This window comes from Mesonia sp. K7, from assembly GCF_003233725.1.
Classification (GTDB): Bacteria; Bacteroidota; Bacteroidia; order Flavobacteriales; family Flavobacteriaceae; genus Mesonia.
Map to the genome: position 1 here is coordinate 21,676 of NZ_QKQV01000015.1, position 18,636 is coordinate 40,311.

Genomic DNA, 18,636 nt, shown 5'->3' on the forward strand with positions numbered 1-18,636 from the left:
CGCTAATTCTCCTACCTTAAAATTGAATTATTTACAAAAAAAATTAAATTATTTTGACAAATTCTCACCAAACTATAAGATAACAACCCTTATTATTACAAGTCTCGTATTCTCACTTTGCTCAATCAAGGTTTTCCATCTCACATACCTATTTTTCTGTATATATCTTGAATCCTAATTTTCGAGGTTTCACTTAAGTTCTTCTATATTTATCCGTGATTTCAAAAACATGTTCTAAAATTGCTTTTTCTTCTTCGGTAAAATCCACTTTACGGCGTTGCATCACTTTTTCGGCTACTTCAAAAGCTTTTCTCGTTTGGTAAGTCGTGGTTCCACTGCTTCCTCCCCAACTAAAACTTGGTATAAAATTACGCGGAAAACCTGCTCCAAAAATATTGGCACTAACTCCTACCACAGTTCCTGTATTGAACATGGTATTGATCCCGCATTTAGAATGATCGCCCATCATCAAACCGCAAAATTGTAACCCTGTTGGTGCAAATCTTTCGGTTTGGTAATCCCAAAGTCGCACTTCTGCATAATTATTTTTCAGGTTCGAGTTATTACTGTCTGCACCGATATTACACCATTCACCCAAAACAGAATTCCCCAGAAAACCATCGTGACCTTTATTGGAATAGCCAAAAATGACAGAATTATTGACTTCTCCACCAACTTTACTATGCGGACCAATCGTAGTGCCGGTGTAAATTTTTGCTCCCATTTTTATGGATGAACTTTCACATAATGCAAATGGTCCACGAATAGCAGCCATTTCCATCACTTCGGCATCTTTTCCGATGTAAATAGGACCTTCACTTGCATTAAGTGTACAGAAATTGATTTTTGCTCCTTCTTCTACAAAAATGTTTTCTTTATGCACACAATGCACAAAATCTGGAATAGGCTGTGATGTTCTATCTTTGGTCAACAATTCAAAATCTTGTTGTATTGCTTCGTGATTTTTAGAAAAAATATCCCAAGTATGATTGATTTTTAAAGGAGCTTCTTTTAATTCTATTTGTTCAAAATCTTCTAAATTAACTTCGATATCTTCCTCTGCTTTGAAAGCAATATATTCTTCTTCAAAAACCAGCACTTGATTAAAATCTAAAGTTTGTATTTGTTCTACCAAACTCTCGTGTGGACAAACCGAGGCGTTAATTAACACATTTTCTTCCATTTCTACCATGGGCCATTTTTCAGACAAGTAATCTTCGGTAATCGTTGTGGTGGTTGAATTGAGATATCTCTCCCACTTCTCACGGATGGTTAAAATACCAATTCTAATGTCGGCAACTGGTCTGGTATAGGTAAACGGTAACAAACTGTTTCTTGTGTTTCCGTCGAATAAAATGTAGTTCATTTTTGAAAATTTTTATCGAAAATACGACTTCTGTAAATTTATATCCTTCAAAAAAATAAATATTTAATCAACCCAAAAACAGCAATTCCTATTATTAATATAATCAAAACTGCAAATTCAAATCTCACATAATTAGAAAGTACTTTCCACCAATACAGATCGTCATTTTTCTTCATTTTTACTTTTCTGTTTTACAATTATTTCTATTTCTTGTGTCAGTTAGTGAAACGATCTTCCAGTCACCGTCATCTTTCATTAAAACAAAATTATTGGTACCACAATGGCTAAAACTTCCTTTAAAGTAAAACTCGTAGGGTGTCCAAACATTGGCCATCATTTTGTCTTCTTGTACCACAAAACCCAGTAGTTTTTCTTCAAAATGAATATCATGGGGTATCGAGGCGATGTTTTTTATAAATTCATCGTAAGACTCTCTCACCAACTGATTTTGCCCTTCTTGGTTTTTGGTAATGGTCGATAGTGCCGCATCTGGCATGGCCATTTTCTTTAACAACACAGTATCTTTTTGATGAAAGGCTTCAAAAAAGTCTTCGATAGCTTTTTGTGGTGTCTGTTGAGCTTTCGCGAAAGCAAAAGAAAACAGTAGTGTATATAAAACAACGATTCTCATGAGCAAGATTTTATGATGAACGACTAATTTAGTATTTTTATGCCAATTTTAAACCACAAAAAATGTCTGTAGCCAAAAAAGAATATAAAAGAGTTACCGTAAAATCACTTGTCGATATGAAAGCCCTCGGCGAAAAGATCTCGATGCTTACTGCTTACGATTATACGATGGCAAAAATTGTTGATAGTGCAGGAATCGATGTGATCCTGGTAGGTGATTCTGCTTCTAATGTGATGGCAGGTCACGAGACTACTTTGCCGATTACACTTGACCAAATGATTTATCACGCTTCTTCGGTGGTGCGAGCTATAGAAAGAGCTTTGGTCGTAGTCGATTTGCCTTTCGGAAGCTACCAAAGTGATCCGAAAGAAGCACTTCGTTCTTCGATTAGAATTATGAAAGAAAGTGGTGGGCACGCTGTAAAACTCGAAGGCGGAAAAGAAGTAAAAGACTCCATCAAACGTATTTTGGCCGCAGGAATTCCTGTAATGGGACATTTGGGCTTAACTCCGCAATCTATCTATAAATTCGGAACCTATACCGTTAGAGCCAAAGAGGAAGAAGAGGCTGAAAAACTAAAAGAAGATGCTAAAATGTTAGAAAAAATAGGTTGCTTTGCTGTTGTTTTAGAAAAAGTGCCTGCCAAACTCGCAAAAGAAGTGGCTGATAGCATTAGTATTCCTGTAATTGGAATTGGTGCTGGAAATGGTGTCGACGGTCAAGTCTTGGTGGTTCACGATATGATTGGAATGACCCATGAATTCAACCCACGTTTTTTACGTCGTTACCTTGATTTATATGCCGATATGACCCAAGCGTTTAAACAATATAACGATGATGTAAAATCGGGTGATTTTCCGAATGAAAAAGAGCAGTATTGATTTAGATCGGTTAGACTTATTAGATTATTAGACCTTTTAGATATGCATCGTTATAAGGATTTAGATATTTGGAAAAGAAGCAGAGCCTTTTGCACACATATCTATAACTTGACAAGTTCTTTTCCTGAAACAGAAAAGTTTGGTTTAACAAATCAATTACGAAGAGCTTCTGTTTCTTTAGCTTCAAACATTGCCGAAGGTTCATCACGAAGTAGCAACAAAGACTTTAAAAGATTTCTGGAAATCACATTAGGCTCCGCTTATGAAATCGAAACTCAACTTATTATCTCAAATGATTTAGGTTTTATTTCTAATCAAAAATTAAATAAATCGACTGAAGAATTAAACGAAATCATCAAAATGATTTCAAAATTTAAAACTCAACTAAAATTCTAATTCTCTACCATTCTAACTTTCTAAAAATCTAACAATCTAAATGTCTAAATCCAATAAAGATAATCTTCAGGTAATTTACGAAGACAACCATTTGATTATCGTTAATAAACGACCTGGTGATATTGTACAAGGTGATAAAACTGGTGATAAACCCCTTAGCGAAGTAGTAAAATCGTATCTCAAAGACAAATATAACAAGCCAGGAAATGTTTATTTAGGTGTGGTACATCGCTTAGATCGACCTACCAGCGGAATTGTTTTATTTGCAAAGACCTCAAAAGCGCTTTCGCGGATGAACAAAATGTTCGTAAATAAAGAAGTAAAAAAAACTTATCTGGCGATTGTAAAAGGGACTCCACAAAAAGAAAAAGAAACACTTATTCACTTCTTAAAACGAAATCAAAAACAGAATAAATCTTATGCCAATCTGAAAGAAGTTGAAGGTTCAAAAAAAGGAATTTTACACTACGAACTTTTAAAAAAATTAGACAATTATTCCACCGTAAAAATCAATTTAGAAACCGGGAGGCACCATCAAATTAGAAGTCAATTATCGGCCATTGGTTTTCCTATAAAAGGAGATTTAAAATATGGTTTTGACAGAAGTAATCCTGATGCAAGTATAAGTTTGCATGCTTGGCAAATCGAATTTATTCATCCGGTGCAAAAAGAAAAAATTTTGGTAAAAGCGTCACCACCTAAAAATGTACTTTGGGACAAAATTTAACTAAAAAACCACTATAAATAATTCTTATAGTGGTTTTTTAAAATAAATAAAATCAATTATTTAAGGTTTTTATCTAAACTTATTCTTTAAGGATGTGTTTTGCTCGCTCATTTAGTGCATAAATCGCAAAAGTTGTCAACCAATGCCCTCCTTCGTAAGAATCATTTTTCAAATTTTTGAACGAATAAGCCACATGTTGATCTCCTAATTTTCGGAGATGTTCTAACTTTTTATACTTGTTGGCAAGCTCAAATAAAGTAGCCGCACGTGAAAAATTTAAGCCATCAATATGCACTAATTTTGCATCGGTTCTATCGGTCACTTCTTTTGCCTCAAGGGTGAAATCTGTTTCCAAAATTTGAGGCATAAAATCTTTCATCCAAAGTAAAAAAGTATGCTCTTCAAGGATCCGATGCATCAGTCCGATTTCAGCTAAGCAAGGTGATAAAAAATCAAATCCGTTTGGCTCCCAACCTATCGGACAATTGTCATCTGCTAGATAATAATTTTTTGCCCTGGTAGAAATCAAATTTTTAAGCTTTTCGTTTTCTAAAGCAAGTGCATAATCATAAGCAAAAGTCAATCCGAAAGCTGTGTTTTCGTGTTCCCCTACTCTAATCGGGTAATTTAGCTTCGGTAAAAACTGATGGTAATTCTCAACAATTCTATCAGTAAGCGGCTGTAAATTGGCTTCTAGTGTTTTCGCAGCAGCATCGTCCCAATGATGTATTTCAGTAACTAACTTGAGGTACCAAGCCCAACCATAAGTCCGCTCAAAATTGCCATTGTTCTCCATATCAAAATAAGCAACTTCTTTCTGGATATTCTCTTTGGTAAATTTCTCAATCAATTTTTCTTTAATTGCTTGAGCATTTTCCATATTCGGGAATTGTTTCAGTAAACTCACCAAACTCCAATACCCATGAACCGAAGAATGCCAGTCGTAACAACCATAAAACACAGGGTGCAATTCTTTAGGCGTTTTTAGATCATCTTCTGAGTTTAAAACCTGTCCTAATTTGTTCGGATATTCTTTTTCGATACAACTAAAAGGGGTTTTTGCCAACCTGCTGGCTTCTTCTAAGCTTAGAACCACAGCTTCAACATCGGCCATTTCGTTGGCCATTTCTTCCACGACAGTGGTGTCATTTTCTTTAGACAAACTCTCTTCTTGGGCTTTTTTATTTTTGCAAGCCACTAAAGCCACGATGCAAATTGCTATAATCTCTTTCTTCATAATTTTTTATCCTAACCAGCCTTCTCTATCCAAACTTCGGTATTGTATAGCTTCACTGATGTGTTCTGGGTTTATACTCTCTTTTTCTTCTAAATCGGCAATAGTCCTTGCCACTTTCAAAATTCTATCATACGCTCTTGCGGAAAGATTTAAACGTTCCATAGCGGTTTTTAGCAAGTCTTTTGAATTGTCGTCTAATTTACAATATTCTCTGATTTGTTTTACACCCATTTGAGCATTGTAGTGCAAATTTTTAAATTCGCTAAAGCGAATACTTTGCCGTTCACGAGCTTTTTTTACTCGTTCTCTAATGAGCTTACTCGCTTCACCTTTGCGTTCTTCACTTAGTTTCTCAAACGGAACAGGCGTAACTTCTATGTGAATATCGATACGATCTAAAAGCGGACCACTAATTTTACCCATATAACGCTGCATTTCTGCAGGCGAAGAAGTTACGGGAGATTCGGCATCATTAAAATAACCACTCGGACTCGGATTCATACTCGCCACCAACATAAAGCTCGATGGATAAGTGACCGTAAATTTAGCCCTCGAAATAGTTACTTCTCGATCTTCTAAAGGCTGTCGCATCACTTCGAGCACACTTCTTTTAAATTCGGGTAACTCGTCTAAAAACAAAACTCCATTATGTGAAAGTGAAATTTCTCCTGGTTGTGGATAGGTTCCTCCGCCAACTAATGCGACATCAGAAATCGTATGGTGTGGGCTCCGAAACGGTCGTTGTGCCATCAAACCGCTATTTTCTTTAACGCGACCAACTACACTATGTATTTTTGTGGTTTCCAAAGCTTCTTTTAAAGTCATGGGTGGTAAAATACTTGGTAGTCTTTTGGCAAGCATTGTTTTTCCTGAACCTGGTGGACCAATCAAAATAATGTTGTGACCTCCCGCAGCGGCAATCTCCATACATCTTTTGATAGATTCTTGTCCTTTGACATCCGAAAAATCAAGATCGGTTTGTTCTAAATTTTCATAAAAAACTTTTCGGGTATCTATTTCTGTTCGCTCCAGCGGAATTCCTTTATCAAAAAAATCGATGACTTGTTTGATATTATTGATGCCGTAAACTTCTAATTTATTAACAATTGCGGCTTCGTTTGCATTTTGTTCCGGTAAAATAAAACCTTTAAAGCCTTCTTCTTGAGCTTTAATAGCAATGGGCAAAACTCCTTTTATAGGTTGCAAGCTTCCGTCTAACGAAAGTTCGCCCATAATTAAATACTTATCGATTTCATGAGCTTTTATTTGACCCGATGAAGCTAAAATTCCCATAGCAATGGTCAAATCGTAAGCCGAGCCTTCTTTACGCATATCGGCTGGAGCCATGTTGATAGTAATCTTTTTCCCGGGAAGTTTATAGGCGTTGTTAGCAAGAGCCGCAGCAATTCGATAGCTGCTTTCTTTGATAGCGTTGTCGGGCAAACCTACCAAATGGTAACCAATGCCTTTAGCAGTATTGACTTCAACGGTAATCGTTGTCGCTTCAACTCCAAAAACAGCACTTCCATAAACTTTTACTAACATCTAAAGATTTCTTTCTTTAAAAATAAGAATATTTTAAGAAAGAAAGTGATGAAGTAAATTTTTAGTGGATTTATCTCGATTTTCAGTAACTTCTTTAGTCTCTATTTGCTTTTGAATAGATGTAGAAAGTTGTTTCCCTAACTCAACACCCCACTGATCAAAACTGAAAATATTCCAGATTACACCTTCCACAAACGTTTTATGCTCGTAAATAGCTATTAGACTACCTAAGTTTTTCGGAGTGAGTTGATCAATAAGAATAGTAGTCGACGGTTTATTACCTTCAAAAATTCGGTACGGAAATTTAAATTCATTTTCGGAAGTTTCTTTTAAAACCGCTTCTCTACTCTTCCCTTGCAAGAGGGCTTGGGTTTGTGCGAAAAAATTTGCCATTAATTCAGTATGTAAAGCATCTTTTTTACTTAAGGGTTTTTTAAAGCCTATAAAATCTACCGGAATAAGTTTTGTCCCTTGGTGTAATAACTGAAAGAAGGCATGCTGTGCATTTGAGCCCACATCACCCCAAACAAGACTTCCGGTTTGATAATTGACTTTTTCTTGATTTCTATCGACACTTTTACCATTACTTTCCATAAAAGTTTGTTGTAAATAAGGCACAAACTCACTTAAATACTGCGAATAAGGAACAACTGCATGACTTTCTGCTTGGTAAAAATTGTTATACCAAATACTTAACAAAGCCATTACTGTAGGAATATTTTTTGAATATTTCTCGTTCAGAAAATGATCGTCGACTTCTGAAGCACCGTTTAAAAGTTCTTTGAAATTATTGAAACCTAAAGTCAATGAAATGCTCAACCCTACAGCACTGCACAATGAAAAACGACCGCCAACCCAATCCCAAATAGGCAGAATATTCTTACCTGTGATTCCAAATTCAACGGCTTTATCTTTTTGTGTGGTAATCGCTATAAAGTGTTTTTTTAGTACATTTTCTTGAGTACACTCTTTCTGAAATCTTTTGATAATTAGCTTTGCATTTCCTAAGGTTTCTTTCGTACCAAAACTTTTAGAAACTACAATAAAAAGGCTTTCTTCGAAATCGATTTCAGAAAGTAATTGCTGATTATAGGTGTCGTCTATGTTCGAAATAAAGTAAGAATTGAGATGATTCTTGTAATACTTTAAACCCTCCACTACCATTTTCGGACCGAGATCACTTCCGCCAATTCCGATATTTACAATATTTTTTATTGGTTTTCCTGTACAGCCTTTCCAATTTCCAGAAGTTACATTTTCTGTAATCTCTTCTATTTGATCTAGCGCTTTTTGAATTTCATTATTCGGATTTGGTTGACGAAGTGCAGTATGCAAAACCGCTCTGCTTTCGGTTTTATTGAGAATTTCTCCACGATATTGCTTTTCGACAGCATCTTTTATATCGAGCTCTTTAGCTAACTCAATCAACAAATCAAAGCCTTTTTGATCGATTCTGTTTTTGGAGAAATCTATAAAAAATGTGTTCCAGTCGATGCTAAAACCTTCTACTCGATTCGGTTCCTGTTCGAAGAAATCGAGTATTCGCTCATCTTTTATTTTCTCATAATGAGCTTGTAACTTCTTCCAAGTTTGTGTTGTTGTAGGGTTTATGCTCTTTAAACTCATTTAGGTTTTCGATTGGTGATAGCTTACTAATTGGTCGATAGGCCTTCTGATAATATGGCCCAAAATTAAGTTTTTTTCTTGAAAACATTGTTCAATTACTGACTTGCAATAATAGGCAACCGAACCCACAAAGTGAACCGGCAACTCATTTATTTCCTTAAAATAATAAAGTCTATTTTCTATAAAATCTTCAATTCCTGATTTTAAAAGCTCAAAAATATAGGCTTCTTTTACATTTTCTTCAAACAAAAAAGCACTTAAATTTGCCAAATAAGCATTAGGGTTTTCTTTTTTATATAGGTTTTCTTTGACAAAATCGGGCGAAAGATTATTGACAGTTTCAAACTTTTTTGCAATGTGCTTTGGCATCTTTTTGTAAAAATAATCCCGTAAAAGTTGTTTTCCGAAATAGTTCCCGCTAGCTTCATCCATCACCGAATAACCCAAAGAAGCGATTGGCGTTTCGATAGTTTTACCATCAAAAATACAGCAATTAGAACCCGTACCGAGAATACAAACAAGCCCAGGATCTTGCGTTACGGCGTAAACCGCTGCGGCAAGGTCTTCTTTTATTTCTGCAGTAGCTTTTATAAAAAACTCTTTAAAAACCTTACGGAGTAAAGCCACCGGCTTTTCAGTTCCGCAACCGGCTCCGTAAAAATAGATTTGGGTAACCGCAGTTTTAATTTCACTTAAAGTGGAATTAGATGAAAGTCGCTCGCGAAGTATTTCTTCCGTAAAAACAGTAGGATTTAAACCTCTGGTTTGGGTTTGTCCTATTTCGTTTTTATGGTCGTCTAAAATTACCCAATCACATTTTGTCGAACCGCCGTCTGCAATTAAAATCATTTAAGAAACTGTTGAAAGATGCTTTGCCAAATCTACTAATTTTGCAGCATAACTGTACTCATTATCATACCAAGCCACCAATTTAAAGAAATTATCGTTGAGTCCGATACTCGCTTTGCTGTCAAAAATACAGGTTCGCGGGTCCGAAACAAAATCTTGGGAAACGACTTCTTCGTTGGTCACCGTAAGTATTCCGTCAAGTTCTTTTTGAGAAGCCTCTTGTAAGATTTTAGTGATTTCCTCTAACGAAGTTTTTTTCTTTAAACGCACCGTTAAATCAACCACCGAAACATCGAGTGTTGGTACACGAAATGCCATTCCGGTAAGCTTTCCGTCGAGAGCAGGAATCACTTTTCCTACGGCAATTGCCGCGCCGGTTGATGTCGGAATGATATTTGCCAAAGCACTTCTTCCTAATCTATAATTTTTCTTAGAAGGTGAGTCAACCGTATGCTGCGAAGCTGTCGCGGAATGAACGGTTGTCATCAAACCTTCAACAATTTCAAAATTATCGTGAATCACCTTGGAAAGCACGGCTAAACAGTTGGTGGTGCAAGAAGCGTTAGAAATGATGGTGTCATCAGCAGTGACTTTATCGTGATTAACCCCCATCACAAACATTGGTGCATCTTTAGAAGGTGCCGAAATCACAACTTTTTTTGCTCCTGCTTCGATATGCTGCTGAGCAGACTCTAATTCTTTAAAAATTCCCGTACAGTCTAAAACGATGTCTGTTTTTATTTCACCCCACTTGAGGTTTCTAGGATCTTTTTCTGCGGTTACCCTTATTTCCTTACCATTAACTATTAAATTTCCCTTTTTGATATGTACTTCACCATCAAACTTACCGTGCACAGAATCATATTTTAGTAAATAAGCCAAATGTTCGACACCCAATAAATCATTTATTCCAACTATATTTATATCCTTTTGTTTGAGGGCGTTTCTAAAAGCAATTCTACCAATTCGCCCAAAACCATTTATTCCTATATTCATATTTGTTTTTTTTTAAATTGAAATTATATCGGCAATTCTCAAAAGCTCTAAATCGAGTTCGTTTTCACCTGAAATTGCTTCTTTAAAAGGAACTTCTGCAATTTTATTGCTTTGTACTCCTATCATCAAATCTTTTTTTCCTTCCAGCAAGGCTTCCACTGCTTTTACACCTAATCGGCTTGCCAACACTCGATCGTAGCAACTTGGTGAACCACCCCTTTGTAAATGTCCTAACACAGTTACCTTTACTTCGTAAGCATCTAAGTTTTCACGAATATAATCTGCTAATTCTAAAATATTTTTGCCAATCTGATCGCCTTCGGAAACTACAACTATACTTGATGTTTTCCCTGACTGTTTGCTTTTTGCCAAAGATTTTATCAAACGCTCTTTTCCGAGATCTTCTTCTGGAATCAAGATTTCTTCTGCTCCCGCTCCGATTCCGGCGTTGAGTGCAATATCACCCGCATTTCTCCCCATGACTTCTACTAAAAATAATCGGTTATGCGAATTTGCAGTATCTCTTATTTTATCTATCGCTTCAACGACGGTATTTAAAGCCGTGTCGTAACCTATCGTATAATCGGTTCCGGAAATATCATTATCTATCGTTCCGGGGATTCCTATAATTGGAAAATTATATTCTTGATAAAAAACGTTAGCTCCTGTAAAAGTCCCATCGCCACCAATCACGACCATGGCATCAATATTTCCGTTTTTTAAATTGTCATACGCTTTTTGACGGCCTTCTTTGGTTTCGAATTCTTTAGAGCGGGCAGATTTTAAAAAAGTACCGCCTTTATTGATTATATTCTTAACCGAACGTGCATCTAGGTGTATAAAATCACCTTCGATAAGACCTTGATAACCTCTATAGATTCCTACACTAGTACAATTATAAAACACACAACTACGTACCACGGCACGTATTGCTGCATTCATTCCTGGCGAATCACCACCAGAAGTCATTACCGCAATATTTTGTATTTTTTTATTCATCACCTAAAAATATTTCTTTTTAAAAGAATTGCTTTCAAAGAAACGTTAAAAATATTTCTCTTTTTAAAAAAAGCTATTTTAAAAATACCCTGAATTGGGTATTACATATACCAATAACAATAGTTAATTTTATACTATCAATTTTTAACCATTTTTTATTATGAAATCAAAACTATTTTTACCCATCACGGCTTTGTTTTTAATTTTTAGTTGTGCACCACACGTTCAGAGAATGTCTGAAGATTCTGTCACCGATTTGAGTGGTCGATGGAACGAAACCGATTCTAGATTAACAGCAGAAGAAATTACTAACGAGCTCATGGCTCATTCTTGGTATAATACTTTTACAGCTAACAATGGTGGCGATTCACCTGTAATAATTGTAGGAATGATTACCAACAAGTCGCATGAGCATATTGCTACTGAAACTTTTTCTAAAGATATCGAAAAAGAAATCATTAATAGCAACAGAATGAGACTAGTACAAGCTGGATCGATGAGAGAAGAATTGAGAGCAGAAAGAGCAGATCAGCAGAATTATTCTTCTGCATCGACAATGAAGAAGTTTGGTTTAGAAAACGGAGCTGACTTCATGCTGCAAGGAACCATCAATTCTATTGTTGACCAGTACAGTAATGAAAAAACCATCTACTATCAAATCAATTTAGAGCTTTCTAATCTTGAAACCAATGAAAAAGTTTGGATTGGAGACAAAAAGATAAAGAAATACTTAGGTAAGAAAAAAGTATAATAGGTCTACTGCTAAGTAATCAAAAAACCACATCATGAAAACTATAACTAACCATCTAAAAACTTTGATGGCAGGGCTTCTTTTAGCCCTGCTTTTTCAAAGCTGTGCAGTATATACTCCAACAGCAGCTTCAGAAAATCAAAATTCTGTAGAAGAAACTCTATTTGCGCGAGATTTTGATAGAGCTATTGCTGAAATAGATAATACCAAGCTTTATAAGAAAAAAAGAAATCGTCTATTGTACCTTATGGAAAAAGGCAAAATAGAACATATGAGTGGTAATTATGAAGCTAGTAATCAACATTTTGAAGAAGCCTACATGATGATTGATGATGGCATCAAAACTTCTGTTGGTCAAAAAGCTGCTGCTGTTCTTACCAATCCATTAAACGAACCTTATAAAGGAGAAGATTTTGAAAAAGTAACCATTCACTACTATAAAGCGCTTAATTTTTTTAAATTGGGCTTCCCTGATAAAGCATTGGTAGAAGCAAAACGTATCAATATCAAACTTCAAGAACTCAACCAACGTTATAAAAAAAACAAAAACAAATATACCGAAGATGCTTTTGCACAAATTCTACAAGGTATTTTGTATGAAGCTACCGGTGATATCAACAATGCATTTATTGCTTACCGTAATGCTTATGAATTGTATGCTGCCAATAGCAATAGTTATTTTGGAGTTCCCGCACCGTTACAGCTAAAAAAAGATTTGTTACGCACTTCAAAACAATTGGGTTTCACAGAAGAATACAATACCTATCAAAAAGAGTTTAAAATTCCTGAAAGTGAAATCAACAATTCTACTGATAATGCAATCGTCTTTTGGGAAAATGGATTAGGCCCTATAAAAGATCAAATAAAACTTACCGCTTCTGGTGTTGGAGGTGCTTTTGTAGGCACTTATGGCGATAATGACGAAACAATCGTCATTCCTATTCCCGCAGGGGTAAACATAGGCATTAATGCTATTGCCATACCAAAATACAAGCAACGTCAAAGCTATTACAATAGTGCAGGCATTGTTTGTGAAGGTGAAGAAACCCCATTGGAAATGGTAGAAAACTACTACCCTATTGCCAAACAATGTTTAAAAGACCGTATGCTTAGAGAAGTAGTAGATATGGCTGTAAGATTTGGTGCCAAAAAAGGAGTCTCTAAAGGTCTAGGTGCTTTAGCGAGAAATCTTGGAGGCGATTTAGCTGGTGATTTAGTAGAGTTGGGAGCTGATGCTGCTAACGCCATTACCGAAAAAGCAGATACCAGAAACTGGCAAACTTTACCTGCAACCATTAGTTATGCTCGTATTCCCGTAAAAGAAGATTATCAAAGCATAATCATTAAAAAATATGCTGCTGGAGCAAGTGTAGATTATGACACAATTCCTGTATCTTATAAAAAAGGATTGCAACTCATCAACTATTTTGATGTTGGAAAAGCGACTTCTAATTATGTTTCTTACTCAGACATAAATGTTGCTTCCGCGGAAGATGAATCCGTACCTTCAACTAGTTTATCTGGAAACTCTTCTTCGACATCGGTAAATTACACGCCAACGAGACTTAATGTAGATTTAGCTTCTGTAGAACTAAATAAATATGATAAAAAAGCAATAGAGCCCAGTTTAAATTCACTTTACCAACAATTTGAAGACTTATATGGAAGACCCGTAAGTAATGAAGAAAAACAAATTATTGAGGATTTCTTTATGACAGAATTCAAAATCAATAAAGTTTTGCTCAAAAACCAACATTATTTGAACAGCATGGCGAAAGCGAGCCCTGATGAAGCTGTAGAAATTGCCAAAATCCAAACAGAATCAAACAATCAGGAATATCCAGAAAGAAAAAAGGCTTACGATAGGCTTCAGAAAATGCATTTTGTAAATGCTTACATCAAGGAAAATGGTCAAGAACCAAGTGAAGAAATTCTTAATCAGAACGGCTATGGAAACATAGAAACCTATACGAATTCTTCTCTAAGTAATAATTCAACCACTTCCAATATTGTTAGCTTAAACGATTCTAAAAATATAGATGGTGTTGCTAATATTTATTTTATTCGGGAAAAGAAATTTGTTGGCTCTGCGGTAAAAACGCGTATTCATTATAATGATCAGTTTATTACCAAGCTAAAAAACAAGTCTTGGCAAAAAATACAAACGACACCTGGTAAAGCAAAGATAAGTGTAAGTATAAATGATCATGGTGGTGATTATGCGACACCTCTTGACCTAAATATAGAAGCCAACCAAGATTATTATGTTCACTTTGAAGCTTTTATGGGTAAATTTGAAATTACTTTAATGAATGAATCTGAAGCTAAGTCTTATATGAGTGATTACGAACAAGCTGATATCTCAGAAATAAGTGAAAGTGATTTAACTCCTTTCACTCTAAAGGCTACAACTACAAAGGTTACGAAAACCAATAAGGTAAATAATAGCAATGTATCTTCAGAACAAGCACAGGAAATCAATCAGTTTTTAAACGGTGAAATCTCTATACATAACTTACAATACAACCAAAAATCATGGGTAATTGAAAATTATGACGAAAATGCGGCTAAAGTATACATCATGCATTTAGACAACGAATCTAAAAACGGTAAAAAACCAAATGCGGTTTATTTCAATGAACTTCAAACCTTGGAAAGATTAGAGCCTTATGAATATATCGAAAGGTATGTGACTCCAGGCCTGTTGAAAGTTGAGGACTTATTAAACACTACTGCTCAATCCGCTTATTTACATATAGAAGCCGGAAAGACTTATTATGTACACTCCAGAACAGAAAAAACAGGAAGAGAAGTCTCTACCTATTTTTATGTAGAAAGCAGCAGTAATTCAACAGCACTAGTAGACACATATGTACACATTAAAAAATAGTTATGAAGACTAAAATCCTACACCTAGTGTTAATTGGTTTGATAGGGGTAAATTATAGTTTTTTTGCCCCTAGCCAAACCACCACCAAATGGAAGCAATCAAATTGCTATGAAAACCTTTACTATACGATAAAATCGACACCAGAAAAAAACAATTGTAAGCGTATGGCGTGGGAGATCGTTTTTAAAAATAGCTATGAGGATCTCATTACTTTTAATTATGCGATTACGGAAGATAAAAACGATCTACTGACCAATCACAGAAAAACTTTACAAGCAGGTGAAATGAGTAAACCCATAGGCTTTTACACCAAAATTAAAGATTTTTATGTGCTCATCGATCAACTTAGTTTTTCTATTGATGGTAGCAATACTATAGACTGCGATTACTAAGCTTCGAAGTTATCGATACCCGTTTGTAACCATTTGGCAAACTCATCTACATCGGGCATATAACTTGCTGGTTTATGCAACATTTCTTCGTTGTGATCTAATAAAATATAATACGGCTGAGCATTCACGCCGTATTTTTTTATCTGAAAATCACTCCATTTATTTCCTATGGTTCTTATTCTCTTTCCGGTAGTTTCGCTGGTGTATTGTTCTTCTTTTGGAAGGTTTTCTTTGGCATCTACATAAAGCGAAATCAATACCACTTCATTTTTTAAGTTACCTAAAACCTGTGGTTCGCTCCAAACCCTTTCTTCCATTTTACGGCAATTAATACACGCATAACCCGTAAAATCAAGCATGATGGGCTTTCCTACTTTTTTCGCGTAAGCTACCCCTGCGTCATAATCATGAAAAGCCAAAATATCGTGTGGTCCTAGTTTTGCTTGTTCCGGAAACTCTTGTGTTTCACTATTGGTCACAAAACCACTACTGATTTTGGTAAAGCCTACTCCGTAAGGCGATTCGCTATAGTTTAATGGCGGCGTAAAACCGCTTAAAATTTTAAGTGGTGCGCCCCAAAGTCCAGGAATCATATAAATGGTAAAACTTAACACCAGTAAACCTAAACCAAGTCTTCCTACGGAAATTCTTGTGAGTGGCGAATCATGCGGTAATTGTATTTTCCCGAAAAGGTATAGAGCCAACACTGCAAAAATAGCTACCCAAATGGCGATAAACACTTCTCTTTCCAACAAATGTGCTTGTAAAACCAAGTCGGCATTCGATAAAAATTTGAAAGCTAAAGCCAACTCCAAAAATCCAAGTACCACTTTTACGGTGTTTAACCAACCGCCAGATTTTGGAAGCGAATTCATCCAACCCGGGAACATCGCAAATAACGCAAATGGAATAGCAATCGCCATTGAAAATCCGAGCATTCCCACGATTGGTGCAATTCCTCCTTTAGAAGCAGCTTCTACTAATAAGGTTCCTACAATTGGCCCTGTACAACTAAAGGACACGATCGCCAATGCCAATGCCATAAAGAAAATTCCGATAATTCCGCCTCGATCAGCCTGACGATCTACTTTATTGGCCCAAGAATTAGGTAACATGATTTCGAAAGCACCTAAAAATGAGGCTGCAAAAACGACCAATAAAATAAAGAAAACAATATTAAAAGTCACGTTAGTCGAAAGTGCATTAAGCGAATCGGCTCCAAAAATTGCGGTGACTAATGAACCTAATAACACATAGATAACGATGATAAAAAATCCGTAAAGTAACGCATTTTTAATACCTTTTGACTTTGATTTGCTTTGTTTGGTAAAGAAACCAACCGTCATCGGAATCATAGGGAAAACACAAGGCGTTAACAAAGCGGCAAAGCCCGACAAAAATGCTAAAAAGAAAATCGTTAACAAGCCTTTATCTACTTTTTCTTCCTCTTCTGCAATTTCTGCTGAAACCTCAACTTCTTTATGTTCTGAATTTTCTTTCTTGGCTACTTGATAGGCTTCAAACTCATCGAAATTGGTAAAAACCTTACCTTCTTCTTTCTTCAGGTCGAAAGCAAAATAAAACTCCTCATTGATACACACCTCTTTACAAACTTGGTAAAAGAGCATTACTTTTACCACATCTACTTTTTCGTCTACCAAGGTCACCGATTGGGTAAGTGTAGCATTTTTAGAAAAGTATACCTCATCTACACCAAAAATTTCGCTGTATGCCCTTGCAGTTTCGCTTTCTTTGGCTGGACCGTTTACTTTATATGCCACACTCAATGTGTCTTGATACTCAAAAGTTAATGGCAAGGGCCCATTCTCTGGTGTAAACTGCGAATAGATATGCCATTCATCTTCAATTTCGGCTTTGTAGATTAGCTCATAATCTTTGTCTGAGATTTTATTGACTTCTGCTGTCCATTCTACTGGGGTTACTAAGTTTTGCTGTTGCGCTTGAAACTGTGCAGTAGCTTTTCCTGTAATAAAAAGTAATAATAGGAGACTTAAAATTTGTTTCATTTCTCGTAGGTAAATTTTATAATTTCTTGCGTGTTTTCTGTTATTCTATAACGATTGTCTGTACGGTAACCCACAACCCAAATCACATCTTCACCATTGCACAACAACCAGATTTTTTCTTTTTCGATTTTAGAAACCTTTTGATCAGTAAAAAAATCGCTTATCTTCTTTTTTCCTTGCATCCCAAAAGGATAAAAAAAGTCGCCAAGCTTCCATTTTCTAAGGGTTAACGGAAATCTAAGCTTCTCTTCAGGGAAATAAGCCCTAAATTTATCAACATCTTTTAATATATTGACATTTTCCTGTACTATTTTTTCGTTTCCAAGCACAAAATCTTCTCCTTGATGAATCAAATATTCACTTTCGTGGTTATTTTCTCTGGTGCTTAACAACAATTCATCTCTGTTTTTGAGCAATTGATGCGTTTTGGAATATACTGCCTTTCCCGTTTGAGCTTCCATAAGATGATAAACGTCATTCCATTCGGTAAAACCAAACTCGTTGAGCAGTTGGTATAAAATGGCTTTTGGGTTGGGCATTTCTTTGAGTTGAAGAATAGAAATTTTATACAACTCTCCTTCTTTTTTCACTGCTTTAGAAAAAACTATGCTGAGGTAATCGTCTATCAAATCTTGCGATTGCTGCAAATACTCCTGACTTTTTTGAAAACTCTCCAACCAACTTTCATTGATTTTTTCTAATTGCGGGATGACATGATGTCGAATTTGATTCCGTACGTATTTATCACTCTTGTTACTACTATCTTCCCGCCAAGAGAGATTATTTGCTTTTGCAAAAGTTTCAATTTCTTCTTTTGTAAACACCAAAAGTGGTCGTCTAATTTGTTGGTTTTGTATCGGAATACCTGTCAATCCTTTTAAACCCGAACCTCTCATGAAATTGATAAAAAAAGTTTCGGCATTGTCGTTAGCGTGATGTGCCGTGAGTAAAAAATCATACTTTTCTTTATCCAACAATTCCTCAAACCAAGCATAACGCAATTCACGCGCTGCCAACTGGGTATTTAACTGATAATCTGATGCGAATTTTTGGGTGTCAAAATTCTTGGTAAATACCTCAACATCTAGTGCTTTAGCTAAGTTTTTTACAAAAACCGCATCGGTGTCGCTTTCTTTTCCGCGTAAGCTAAAATTACAATGTGCCAAGGCAAAATCCAATTGTGATTTTTTGAGCAGATGAGCCAATACCACACTATCGATTCCGCCACTAATGGCAAGTAAAGATTTGCCCGAGATGATTTCTGGGAAATTCTTTTGTACATGTGCTAAAAACCTCTGCTGCATCGAGAATTCAATTTTGCGT

At 35.8% G+C, this 18,636-nt stretch carries 16 protein-coding genes; 6 read left to right on the forward strand and 10 right to left on the reverse strand.

Annotation, left to right across the window (positions count from 1 at the left end; translation table 11 throughout):
• Nucleotides 1-193: 193 nt before the first annotated feature.
• Together DNG35_RS10500 and DNG35_RS10505 are read right to left on the reverse strand one after the other, a co-directional pair.
• Nucleotides 194-1,366, reverse strand: coding sequence for a GlmU family protein (locus tag DNG35_RS10500; protein ID WP_111128913.1), 1,173 nt, complete (start codon nucleotides 1,364-1,366; stop codon nucleotides 194-196).
• 178 nt (nucleotides 1,367-1,544) lie between these two features.
• Nucleotides 1,545-1,997, reverse strand: a complete 453-nt coding sequence (locus DNG35_RS10505) for a nuclear transport factor 2 family protein (protein ID WP_111128915.1) — start codon at nucleotides 1,995-1,997, stop codon at nucleotides 1,545-1,547.
• Nucleotides 1,998-2,059: 62 nt separating this feature from the next.
• Between DNG35_RS10505 and panB the strand changes: the two genes are divergently transcribed.
• The 3 genes from panB to DNG35_RS10520 are packed head-to-tail and all read left to right on the forward strand — an operon-like array spanning nucleotide 2,060 to nucleotide 4,001.
• On the forward strand, nucleotides 2,060-2,878 hold the full coding sequence (gene panB, locus DNG35_RS10510; protein WP_111128917.1) for a 3-methyl-2-oxobutanoate hydroxymethyltransferase: 819 nt from the start codon (nucleotides 2,060-2,062) through the stop codon (nucleotides 2,876-2,878).
• Between the two features lie 42 nt (nucleotides 2,879-2,920).
• Nucleotides 2,921-3,274 carry a four helix bundle protein gene (locus DNG35_RS10515; protein ID WP_111128919.1) on the forward strand — a complete coding sequence of 118 codons (354 nt, stop codon included), beginning with the start codon at nucleotides 2,921-2,923 and terminating at the stop codon, nucleotides 3,272-3,274.
• Nucleotides 3,275-3,314: 40 nt separating this feature from the next.
• Complete coding sequence (locus DNG35_RS10520) at nucleotides 3,315-4,001, forward strand: RluA family pseudouridine synthase (RefSeq protein WP_111128920.1); 687 nt, start codon at nucleotides 3,315-3,317, stop codon at nucleotides 3,999-4,001.
• Nucleotides 4,002-4,080: 79 nt separating this feature from the next.
• Here the strand turns inward: DNG35_RS10520 and DNG35_RS10525 are convergent, their stop codons facing one another.
• From DNG35_RS10525 to pfkA, 6 genes are read right to left on the reverse strand one after another with little or no spacing between them, the layout of a single operon-like run.
• Entirely contained in the window at nucleotides 4,081-5,238 is a 1,158-nt protein-coding gene (locus DNG35_RS10525; RefSeq protein ID WP_111128923.1) for a DUF2891 domain-containing protein, read from the reverse strand.
• 6 nt (nucleotides 5,239-5,244) lie between these two features.
• Entirely contained in the window at nucleotides 5,245-6,783 is a 1,539-nt protein-coding gene (locus tag DNG35_RS10530) for a YifB family Mg chelatase-like AAA ATPase (RefSeq protein WP_111128925.1), read from the reverse strand.
• Nucleotides 6,784-6,816: 33 nt separating this feature from the next.
• On the reverse strand, nucleotides 6,817-8,409 hold the full coding sequence (pgi, locus tag DNG35_RS10535; RefSeq protein ID WP_111128928.1) for a glucose-6-phosphate isomerase: 1,593 nt from the start codon (nucleotides 8,407-8,409) through the stop codon (nucleotides 6,817-6,819).
• A complete protein-coding gene (locus DNG35_RS10540; RefSeq protein WP_111128930.1) occupies nucleotides 8,410-9,258 on the reverse strand; it encodes an N-acetylglucosamine kinase in 849 nt (282 codons plus the stop codon). It lies immediately after the preceding gene.
• A complete protein-coding gene (gene gap / locus DNG35_RS10545; protein ID WP_111128933.1) occupies nucleotides 9,259-10,254 on the reverse strand; it encodes a type I glyceraldehyde-3-phosphate dehydrogenase in 996 nt (331 codons plus the stop codon). It lies immediately after the preceding gene.
• Nucleotides 10,255-10,266: 12 nt separating this feature from the next.
• Complete coding sequence (gene pfkA, locus DNG35_RS10550) at nucleotides 10,267-11,253, reverse strand: 6-phosphofructokinase (protein ID WP_111128936.1); 987 nt, start codon at nucleotides 11,251-11,253, stop codon at nucleotides 10,267-10,269.
• A gap of 160 nt (nucleotides 11,254-11,413) precedes the next feature.
• Here pfkA and DNG35_RS10555 point away from each other — a divergent pair, with 160 nt between their 5' ends.
• The 3 genes from DNG35_RS10555 to DNG35_RS10565 are packed head-to-tail and all read left to right on the forward strand — an operon-like array spanning nucleotide 11,414 to nucleotide 15,286.
• On the forward strand, nucleotides 11,414-12,004 hold the full coding sequence (locus tag DNG35_RS10555) for a penicillin-binding protein activator LpoB (RefSeq protein ID WP_111128938.1): 591 nt from the start codon (nucleotides 11,414-11,416) through the stop codon (nucleotides 12,002-12,004).
• A 34-nt stretch (nucleotides 12,005-12,038) separates the two neighbouring features.
• Complete coding sequence (locus tag DNG35_RS10560) at nucleotides 12,039-14,894, forward strand: DUF2846 domain-containing protein (protein ID WP_146228866.1); 2,856 nt, start codon at nucleotides 12,039-12,041, stop codon at nucleotides 14,892-14,894.
• 2 nt (nucleotides 14,895-14,896) lie between these two features.
• Nucleotides 14,897-15,286: a hypothetical protein gene (locus DNG35_RS10565; RefSeq protein ID WP_111128943.1), complete on the forward strand. Its 390-nt coding sequence runs from the start codon at nucleotides 14,897-14,899 to the stop codon at nucleotides 15,284-15,286.
• On the opposite strand, the gene DNG35_RS10570 is transcribed toward DNG35_RS10565, so the two are convergent.
• The gene (locus DNG35_RS10570; RefSeq protein ID WP_111128945.1) at nucleotides 15,283-17,313 is read right to left on the reverse strand and encodes a protein-disulfide reductase DsbD; all 2,031 of its coding nucleotides are present in this window, start codon (nucleotides 17,311-17,313) and stop codon (nucleotides 15,283-15,285) included. The two genes, DNG35_RS10565 and DNG35_RS10570, sit on opposite strands and share 4 nt — an antisense overlap.
• Entirely contained in the window at nucleotides 17,310-18,617 is a 1,308-nt protein-coding gene (gene tilS, locus DNG35_RS10575; protein ID WP_111128947.1) for a tRNA lysidine(34) synthetase TilS, read from the reverse strand. Before tilS ends, DNG35_RS10570 begins: the two co-directional genes overlap by 4 nt.
• Between the last annotated feature and the right edge of the window lie 19 nt (nucleotides 18,618-18,636).